Raw genomic sequence first — 7897 nt, forward strand, 5'->3', positions numbered from 1 at the left:
CCAGGACTCGCGGAGACCGCATGGATTTCGATTTCTCTCCCATCGTCGACAACTGGCGCTTCTTCGCCGGCGGGCTGGGCACGACCATCGCGCTCAGCGCGGCGGCGGCCGTGTCCAGCATTCTGCTGGGCCTGGCGATCGCGCTGCTGCGCCTGTACGGGCCGCGCTGGCTGCGGCCGCTGCTGGTGTTCTACATCGACAGCATGCGCGCCATCCCGGTGCTGGTGGTGCTGGTGTGGATCTACTTCGCGCTGCCGCTGCTGGCCGGCGTGAACTTCGCGCCATTCTGGGCCGCGCTGGTGGCGCTGACCCTGCACATCGCGGCCTACGCGGCCGAGGTGGTGCGCGCCGGCATCGAGTCGGTGCGGCCCGGCCAGATGCGCGCCGGGCTGGCGCTGGGCATGTCGCGCGCCCAGGCGCTGCGCAAGATCATCCTGCCGCAAGCCATCGTGCGCATGCTGCCGGCCTTCGGCTCGGTGCTGACCGTGGCCATCAAGGACACGGCCATCGCCACCGTGATCGCCGTGCCCGAACTGATGCACAAGGCCGAGACCATCGCGGGGCAGAGCTACCACCCGATCGAGGTCTACACCGCCGTGCTGGTCGCCTACTTCGTGATCCTGTTCCCGGTCACGCGCGGGGTGGACCGGCTGTACCAACGCTACGCACACCTGGGGCGCTCATGAATCTGGATTGGGGAATCGTCTGGGACTCGCGCCACGCGCTGCTGGAAGGCGCCGGCATGACCGTCCTGCTCACGGTGGCCACCATGGCGCTGGCCGTGCCCGGCGGCATCGTGCTGGCGCTGATGCGGCTGTCGTCCAACCGCCTGGCCAGCAAGGCCGCCACCGTCTTCGTGGAGTTCTTCCGCAACCTGCCGCTGATCCTGGTGATCTATTGGGCGTTCTACGTCATGCCCATGGCGCTGGACGTGCAGTTCTCGCCGCTGGCGACCGCGCTGGTGGCGTTGGTGCTGAACATCTCGGCCTACAACTCCGAGACATTCCGCGCCGGCATCAATTCCATCCGCAAGGGCCAGATGGAAGCGGCGCTGGCGATGGGCATGTCGCGACGCCAGGCCATGTTCAAGGTGCTGATTCCGCAAGCGGCGCGGCGCGTGCTGCCGGTGCTGGCCAGTACCTGGGTCTCGCTGTTCAAGGACACCTCGCTGGTGTCGGTGATCGCGGTGAGCGAGCTGGCCTACGCCTCGATGCAGATCCGCGCGCAGTCCTTCCGCGTGCTGGAAATGCTGACCGCGATGGCGGCGATCTACTGGCTGATGGGCTATCCCCAGGCCAAGCTGGTTGACTGGATCCACCGCAAGTACGGAGTCAAGGAATGAACGACATGATCATGGAACGCACGGCGCAGGCCGACCAGGCCGCGCGCAAGGGGGCCGATCAGCCGCCCGTGCTGGTGTACGAGAACGTGCGCAAGACCTACGGCGATTTCGTCGCGCTCAACGGCGTGTCGCTGCAGGTCAACAAGGGCGAGGTGATGTGCCTGATCGGCCCCAGCGGCTCGGGCAAGTCCACGCTCCTGCGCTGCACCAACGCGCTGGAAAAGCTGGACGGCGGCCGCGTGCTGCTGGACGGCGCCGTGGTGCCGGACACGGAGCCCGAGGTGCGGCGCGTGCGCCAGCGCATGGGCATGGTGTTCCAGAGCTTCGAGCTGTTCCCGCACAAATCGGCGCTGGACAACGTCGCCATGGGGCCGATCACGGTGCTGGGCATGGCGCCCGAGGCCGCCCGCGCTCGCGCCATGGCGCTGCTGGAAAAGGTCGGCCTGGCGGCCAAGGCCGGCAACTTCCCGGCCAACCTGTCCGGCGGCCAGCAGCAGCGCGTGGCCATCGCTCGCGCGCTGGCGATGGAGCCCGAGGTGATGCTGTTCGACGAGCCGACGTCCGCGCTGGATCCCGAGACCGTGGGCGAAGTGCTCAACGTGATGAAGAAGCTGGCGCAGGAAGGCATGACCATGATCGTCGTGACCCATGAAATGAGTTTCGCGCGGCGGGTGGCCAACTGGGTGGTGGTGTTCGAGAACGGCGCCATCCTGGAACAAGGCCCGCCGGCGCAGATTTTCGACCACCCGCAGGTCGCCCGCACCCGCGACTTCCTCAGCCACCTGGGCTGGGAAGGCTAGGGCGGTCCTGCCGCAACCGATACAGGCCCAGCGCGGCCATTACCCGTCCACCCGGAACCCAAGATGAAAATTACGAACGCACGCGTGATCGTTTGCTCTCCCGGCCGCAATTTCGTGACCCTGAAGATCGAGACCGACCAGGGCCTGACCGGCATCGGCGACGCCACCCTGAACGGCCGCGAGCTGGCCGTCTCGGCCTATCTGACCGAACACGTGATCCCCTGCCTGATCGGCCGCGACGCGCACCAGATCGAGGACATCTGGCAGTACCTGTACAAGGGCGCCTATTGGCGCCGTGGTCCGGTCACCATGACCGCCATCGCCGCCGTCGACACCGCGCTGTGGGACCTGAAGGCCAAGGCCGCCGGCCTGCCGCTGTACCAGCTGCTGGGCGGCAAGAGCCGTTCCGGCGTGATGGTCTACGGCCACGCCAACGGCTCGGATATCGAGCACACCGTCGACGAGGTGCTGCGCTACGCCGACATGGGCTACCGCGCCATCCGCGCGCAGAGCGGCGTGCCCGGCCTGGACAAGGTCTACGGCGTGGGCCGGGGCAACCTGTTCTACGAACCCGCCGACAGCGACCTGCCCAGCGAGCACGACTGGTCCACCGAGAAGTACCTGCGCCACGCGCCCAAGCTGTTCGAGCGCATCCGCGAGAAACTCGGCTTTGAACACCATCTGCTGCACGACGTGCATCATCGCCTGACCCCGATCGAGGCCGGCCGGCTGGGCAAGTCGCTGGAACCCTACAACCTGTTCTGGATGGAAGACGCCACGCCGGCCGAGAACCAGGAAGCCTTCCGCCTGATCCGCCAGCACACCACCACGCCGCTGGCCGTGGGCGAGATCTTCAACAGCATCTGGGACTGCAAGGACCTGGTGCAGAACCAGCTGATCGACTACATCCGGACCACGGTGGTGCATGCCGGCGGCATCACCCACCTGCGCCGCATCGCCGACCTGGCTTCGCTCTACCAGGTGCGCACCGGCTGCCACGGCGCCACCGACCTGTCGCCGGCCTGCATGGGCGCGGCGCTGCACTTCGACCTGTGGGTGCCGAACTTCGGTATCCAGGAATACATGCGCCACACCGAGGAGACCGACGCCGTCTTCCCGCACGCCTACACCTTCAAGGACGGCATGCTGTATCCGGGCGACGCGCCGGGCCATGGCGTGGAGATCGACGAAAAGCTGGCGGCCAGGTATCCGTACAAGCGCGCCTACCTGCCCGTGAACCGCCTGCAGCAGGACGGCACGCTATGGAACTGGTAGGGCGGCTGCATCCGTCGCGCCTGGGCGGGCTGGCCGCCGGCGTGGCGCGGCCGGCCCATGACCGGACCCGCTTGCGCGCCGGCGTCGTGCACCTGGGCCTGGGCGCCTTCGCGCGCGCGCATCTGGCGGCGGTCAACGAGGCGGCGCTGGCCGCCGGCGCGGGCGAGGCCTGGGGCATCTGCGGCGTCTCGCTGCGCCAGCCCGACACCCGCGACGCGCTGGCGCCGCAGGACGGCCTGTACACGCTGGCGCTGCGCGACGCGGACGAACATGGCGAGCCGCGCCAGCGGCTGGCCGTGATCGGCTGCCTGCTGGAATCGCTGGTCGCGCCCGAGGATCCGCGAGCCGTGCTGGCGCGCATCGCCCATGAAGACGCGCGCATCGTCAGCATCACCGTTACGGAGAAGGGCTATTGCCACGATCCGGCCAGCGGCCAGCTCAACCTGGATCATCCGGATATCGTCCATGACCTGGGCCAGCCGCTGGCGCCGCGCAGCGCCATCGGCTATCTGGCGTGGGGATTGCAGCAGCGTCGGGCGGCGGGGCGCGGGCCGCTCACGCTCATGTCGCTGGACAACCTGCCGGCCAACGGCCATCTGCTGCGCGGCATGGTGCTGGCCTTTGCCGAGCAGGTGGATGCCGGGCTGGCGCGCTGGATCGCCGCCGAATGCACGTTTCCGTGCTCGATGGTGGACCGCATTGTGCCGCGCACCACCGACGCCGACCGCGACGCGGTGGCGCGGGCGCTGGGCCTGGCGGACGCCTGGCCGGTCATGGCCGAGCCTTACCTGGAATGGGTGCTGGAGGACAGCTTCGCCGCCGGTCGTCCTGACTGGAGCGCCGGCGGCGCGCGTTTCGTGGCCGGGGCGGCGCCGTTCGAGACGCTCAAGCTGCGCAACGTCAACGGCGCGCATTCCGCCCTGGCCTACCTGTCGGTGATGGCGGGCTGGGACACGGTGGACCAGGCGCTGGCGCAACCTGTATTGCGGCGCTACCTGGAGCGGCTGATGCGCGAGGAGATCGCGCCGACCCTGCCGCCGCTGCCGGGACTGGATCTGGCGCAGTACCAGGAGCGCTTGCTGCGGCGCTTCGCCAATCCGGCGCTCAGGCACCAGACGCGCCAGATCGCCATGGACGGCTCGCAGAAGCTGCCGCAACGCTTGCTCGATACGGCGCGCGCCAGGCTGGCGCGCGAGCAGCCCATGCCGCTGCTGGCCCTGGCGGTGGCGGGCTGGCTGCACTACCTGCGCGGGGTGGACCAGGCGGGACACCGCTATGACATCCAGGATCCGATGGCCGGGGCGCTGGCGCGGCGCCTGGAGCAGGCCGAGGCGGCGGCGACGCTTGCCGGGCCGGGGCCGGCCGCCATGCTGGAATGGACCGCCGCGCTGGCCGGCTTCGCGCCCGTGTTCGGCGAGCTGGGGCAGGATGCCCGCTTCGTGCGCGCCGTGGCCCAGGCCGTCCATGCGCTGCGCAGCCTGGGCGTGGCCGGCGCGCTGGAGGCGCTGGAAGCGCTTGAAGGGAGCAGGCGCTAGCGCCGTCGGGCCGTGGGCGATCCTCCGGGATCGGCCCGCGCCCGCCGGCCTCAGCCGGGCTTTTTCACCACGAGGGTGGCCGTGTCGCTGGAGAACGAGCCGTCGGCCTGGATCTCGAAATGCGCGCGCACCACGTCCGGCGCGATCGCCAGCAGGTGGCGCAGCGCCGCGACCAGCGTGTCGGGCGTGCGCATGCGTGTCACCCAGGACTGGAACTCCAGCGACAGGCGGCGCGGCGTGACGCCCTGTAGCGTGAAGCCGGCTTCCGTCAGCAGGCGGGTCCATTCCGCCACCGAGTAGTCGCGCACGTGCGAGGTGTCGCGCAGCGCCTCGATCATCTGCAGCCAGGTGTCGAGCAGGGCCTCGCCCGGCGACACCACGTCGGCGAACACCGCCGTGCCGCCCGGCTTGAGCACGCGGAAGGCTTCGCGCAGGCCGAGTCCCGGATCCTGCCAGTGATGCGTGGAATAGCGCGACATCACCAGATCGAACTCGCCGTCGGCGAAAGGCAGGCGCTCGGCTTTGCCGCGACAGGTGGACAGGTTGTCCAGGCCGCGTCGCGCGGCTTCCGCGGCCACCACGTCCAGCATCTGCTGCGACAGGTCGTAGGCCGTGACCGAGGCGGCCGAGGGCGCGACATGAAAGCTCACATGGCCGCCGCCGCAGCCCAGGTCGAGCACGCGGGCGCCGGGCTGCGCGGCGGCGATGGCCGCCATCTGGCGCAGGTCCTCGCCCTGCGCGTGGACGGCGCTGTTCAGGTAGGCGGTGGCTTGCGGGCTGAATTGCCGATGGACGGCATCATCATGGGTGGTGGCGGTCATGGGACATCCTTGCGGGGTGAGTGGGGCCAGGCGCTAAGATAGGCGGGCTCCCATACACGTACAAGACCACAGGTTATCCTGGTATGAATAGTTCCCCTCAAGCGGTGGCCGGTGGCGATGGCTCGGCCCTGCGCCGCCAGGCGCTGGGTGAATTCGTGCGCAGCGCCCGCTCGCGCATCACGCCGCAGATGGCGGGGCTGCCCGAAGGCTCGCGCCGCCGCACGCCCGGCCTGCGGCGCGAGGAAGTGGCCCAGCTGTGCGGCATCAGCGTCACCTGGTACACCTGGATCGAACAGGGCCGCGAAGTGTCGGTGTCGCCCTCGGTCTGGTCGCGCATCGCCGGCGTGTTGCAGCTGGCGCGCGCCGAACGCGCCTATCTGTTCGAGCTGGCCGATTGCGCCGATCCGCAGCCGCCGCGCGACGACGCCGGCGGCGCGCCAGGGCCGCTGCGCGCCTGCGTGGACGCGATCCGCGCGCCCGCCTATGTGCTGGACCGCGCCTGGAACCTGCTGGCCTGGAACGAGCCCTTGCGCGAGCTGTTCGACGACTGGCCCCTGCGCGATCCCGAACCCAATCTGCTGCGCTACATCTTCCTGGACCCGGCCGCGCGCGAGCTGGTGGTGGATTGGGAGCAGCGCGCGCGCCGCGTGGTGGCCGAATTCCGCGCCGACGCCGGCGCGCACCTGGACGAGCCCGCCGTGCTGGCGTTGGCGGACGCGCTGAACCGCCAGAGTCCCGTGTTCGCCCATTGGTGGACGCGGCACGCGGTGGTCGAGCGGGAAGGGGGACTGCGCGAGTTCCAGCACCCGCGCAGCGGCCAGCTGGCGTTCCAGCAGATCACGTTTCGGCTGGCCACGCATCCGGACCTGAAGCTGGTGATGCTGCTGGACGACGGCGAACGGGATTGAGCCGTCGCCGATAGCGCGGCGGGGCCGGATGACGCCGGCCCCGATCGCGTCGCTCAGTCCAGCGAGATATTGGCTTTCTTGACCACTTCGGCGAAGCGCGCCGAATCCGCCTCGCGCGCCTGCGACAGCTCGGCGGCGCTGGCTGGCCAGGCCTGGAAGCCGAAGGTCTCGAAGCGCTTGAGCACCGCCGGCGACTGGACCGCAGCGGCGATGCCTTCGTTCAGCTGCTTCAGCACTGGCGCGGGCGTGCCCTTGGACACGAATGCCGCCACCCAGGTCTTCAGCTCGAAGTCCTTCGGCCCGCCGGCCTCGGCCACCGTCGGCACGTCCGGGTACGAGGGCAGCCGCGCCGGCGCGGCCAGCGCCAGCAGCCTGACCCGCTTGGCCTGGTACAGGTTCTGCACCGTCGCCGCCGTGCCGAAGGCCCAATCGACCTCGCCGTTGGCGACGGCGGTGTAGAGCTGCGACAGGTCCTTGAACGGCACATGCGTCATGCGGGTGCCGGTGGCGTCCTGGAACATGGTGGTGCCGACGTGCGCCACGCTGCCCATGCCCCAGGTGCCGTAGGTCAGCCTGTCGGGCTGCGCGCGCGCCGCCGCGACCAGGTCGCCGACGTTCTTCCAGGGCGAGCCGGCCGAGACCACGACGAAGAAATGCGTGTGGTAGATCGGCGCGGCCGGTTCGAAGTCGCGCACGGGATCGAACGGCAGGCTGCGGTACAGATGCGGCTGCAGCGTCATGTGGGTGTTGTCGACGATGGCGAGCGAGTAGCCGTCCTGGCCGCCGCGCTTGACGTCGCCGATCGCCAGCCAGCCGTTGGCGCCGGGCTTGTTCTCGACGATGACCGGCTGCTTCCAGGCGGCGGTCAGTTGTTCGCCCAGCATGCGCGCGACCGCGTCGGGGCCGCTGCCCACCGAGTAGGGCAGCACCATGCGCACGGGATGGCTGGGGTAGGCGCCCGACTGGGCCATGGCGCCGGCACAGCCCAGCGCCATCGCGGCGGCCGCCAGCCAGCGCGCCGCGTTCCTGGCCGGACCGTTGCGGGAGGGCGGGCCGGCGCGTCCGGCAAGGCTGCAATCGTGCGCAGCGTGAGGGATGTTCATGATGTCTCCTCCATGTTCCATGGATGGTTATGCGGCGGCTCGGCGGCCGCCTGTCGTGGGTGCTGCGGGTTTGCGTGCTGCGGTGCTGCGTAATGCCGTGCGGCGCGGCGCTC

General features: G+C 69.9%; 8 protein-coding genes. 6 read left to right on the forward strand and 2 right to left on the reverse strand.

Translation table 11 applies throughout. The annotated features are described in order from the left end of the window. Positions 1 to 20: 20 nt before the first annotated feature. From AC6LJ9_RS23950 to AC6LJ9_RS23970, 5 genes are all read left to right on the forward strand, one after another. Positions 21 to 686 carry an amino acid ABC transporter permease gene (locus tag AC6LJ9_RS23950; RefSeq protein WP_498149478.1) on the forward strand — a complete coding sequence of 222 codons (666 nt, stop codon included), beginning with the start codon at positions 21 to 23 and terminating at the stop codon, positions 684 to 686. Next, a complete protein-coding gene (locus tag AC6LJ9_RS23955; RefSeq protein ID WP_212319636.1) occupies positions 683 to 1342 on the forward strand; it encodes an amino acid ABC transporter permease in 660 nt (219 codons plus the stop codon). The genes AC6LJ9_RS23950 and AC6LJ9_RS23955 overlap by 4 nt, the downstream gene beginning before the upstream one ends. Positions 1343 to 1353: 11 nt before the next feature. Next, a complete protein-coding gene (locus AC6LJ9_RS23960; RefSeq protein WP_498149483.1) occupies positions 1354 to 2142 on the forward strand; it encodes an amino acid ABC transporter ATP-binding protein in 789 nt (262 codons plus the stop codon). A 63-nt stretch (positions 2143 to 2205) separates the two neighbouring features. Then, positions 2206 to 3417: a D-mannonate dehydratase ManD gene (manD, locus tag AC6LJ9_RS23965; protein WP_392412783.1), complete on the forward strand. Its 1212-nt coding sequence runs from the start codon at positions 2206 to 2208 to the stop codon at positions 3415 to 3417. Then, positions 3405 to 4952, forward strand: coding sequence for a mannitol dehydrogenase family protein (locus tag AC6LJ9_RS23970; protein WP_498149479.1), 1548 nt, complete (start codon positions 3405 to 3407; stop codon positions 4950 to 4952). The genes manD and AC6LJ9_RS23970 overlap by 13 nt, the downstream gene beginning before the upstream one ends. Positions 4953 to 5002: 50 nt before the next feature. Here AC6LJ9_RS23970 and AC6LJ9_RS23975 read toward each other — a convergent pair whose 3' ends face one another. Continuing rightward, positions 5003 to 5773: a class I SAM-dependent methyltransferase gene (locus tag AC6LJ9_RS23975; RefSeq protein WP_498149480.1), complete on the reverse strand. Its 771-nt coding sequence runs from the start codon at positions 5771 to 5773 to the stop codon at positions 5003 to 5005. Between the two features lie 83 nt (positions 5774 to 5856). Here AC6LJ9_RS23975 and AC6LJ9_RS23980 point away from each other — a divergent pair, with 83 nt between their 5' ends. Then, on the forward strand, positions 5857 to 6681 hold the full coding sequence (locus AC6LJ9_RS23980; protein WP_498149481.1) for a helix-turn-helix transcriptional regulator: 825 nt from the start codon (positions 5857 to 5859) through the stop codon (positions 6679 to 6681). Positions 6682 to 6734: 53 nt separating this feature from the next. On the opposite strand, the gene AC6LJ9_RS23985 is transcribed toward AC6LJ9_RS23980, so the two are convergent. After that, entirely contained in the window at positions 6735 to 7784 is a 1050-nt protein-coding gene (locus AC6LJ9_RS23985) for a Bug family tripartite tricarboxylate transporter substrate binding protein (protein WP_498149482.1), read from the reverse strand. Positions 7785 to 7897 lie beyond the last annotated feature (113 nt).

The organism is Achromobacter sp. 1011811831, assembly GCF_059760905.1.

Bases quoted from the DNA above. Each gene is read 5' to 3' on its own strand.
- manD (WP_392412783.1), top strand. From the start codon at position 2,206: ATGAAAATTACGAACGCACGCGTGATCGTTTGCTCTCCCGGCCGCAAT.
- AC6LJ9_RS23980 (WP_498149481.1), top strand. From the start codon at position 5,857: ATGAATAGTTCCCCTCAAGCGGTGGCCGGTGGCGATGGCTCGGCCCTG.
- AC6LJ9_RS23975 (WP_498149480.1), bottom strand. From the start codon at position 5,773: ATGACCGCCACCACCCATGATGATGCCGTCCATCGGCAATTCAGCCCG.
- AC6LJ9_RS23955 (WP_212319636.1), top strand. From the start codon at position 683: ATGAATCTGGATTGGGGAATCGTCTGGGACTCGCGCCACGCGCTGCTG.
- AC6LJ9_RS23950 (WP_498149478.1), top strand. From the start codon at position 21: ATGGATTTCGATTTCTCTCCCATCGTCGACAACTGGCGCTTCTTCGCC.
- AC6LJ9_RS23985 (WP_498149482.1), bottom strand. From the start codon at position 7,784: ATGAACATCCCTCACGCTGCGCACGATTGCAGCCTTGCCGGACGCGCC.
- AC6LJ9_RS23960 (WP_498149483.1), top strand. From the start codon at position 1,354: ATGGAACGCACGGCGCAGGCCGACCAGGCCGCGCGCAAGGGGGCCGAT.
- AC6LJ9_RS23970 (WP_498149479.1), top strand. From the start codon at position 3,405: ATGGAACTGGTAGGGCGGCTGCATCCGTCGCGCCTGGGCGGGCTGGCC.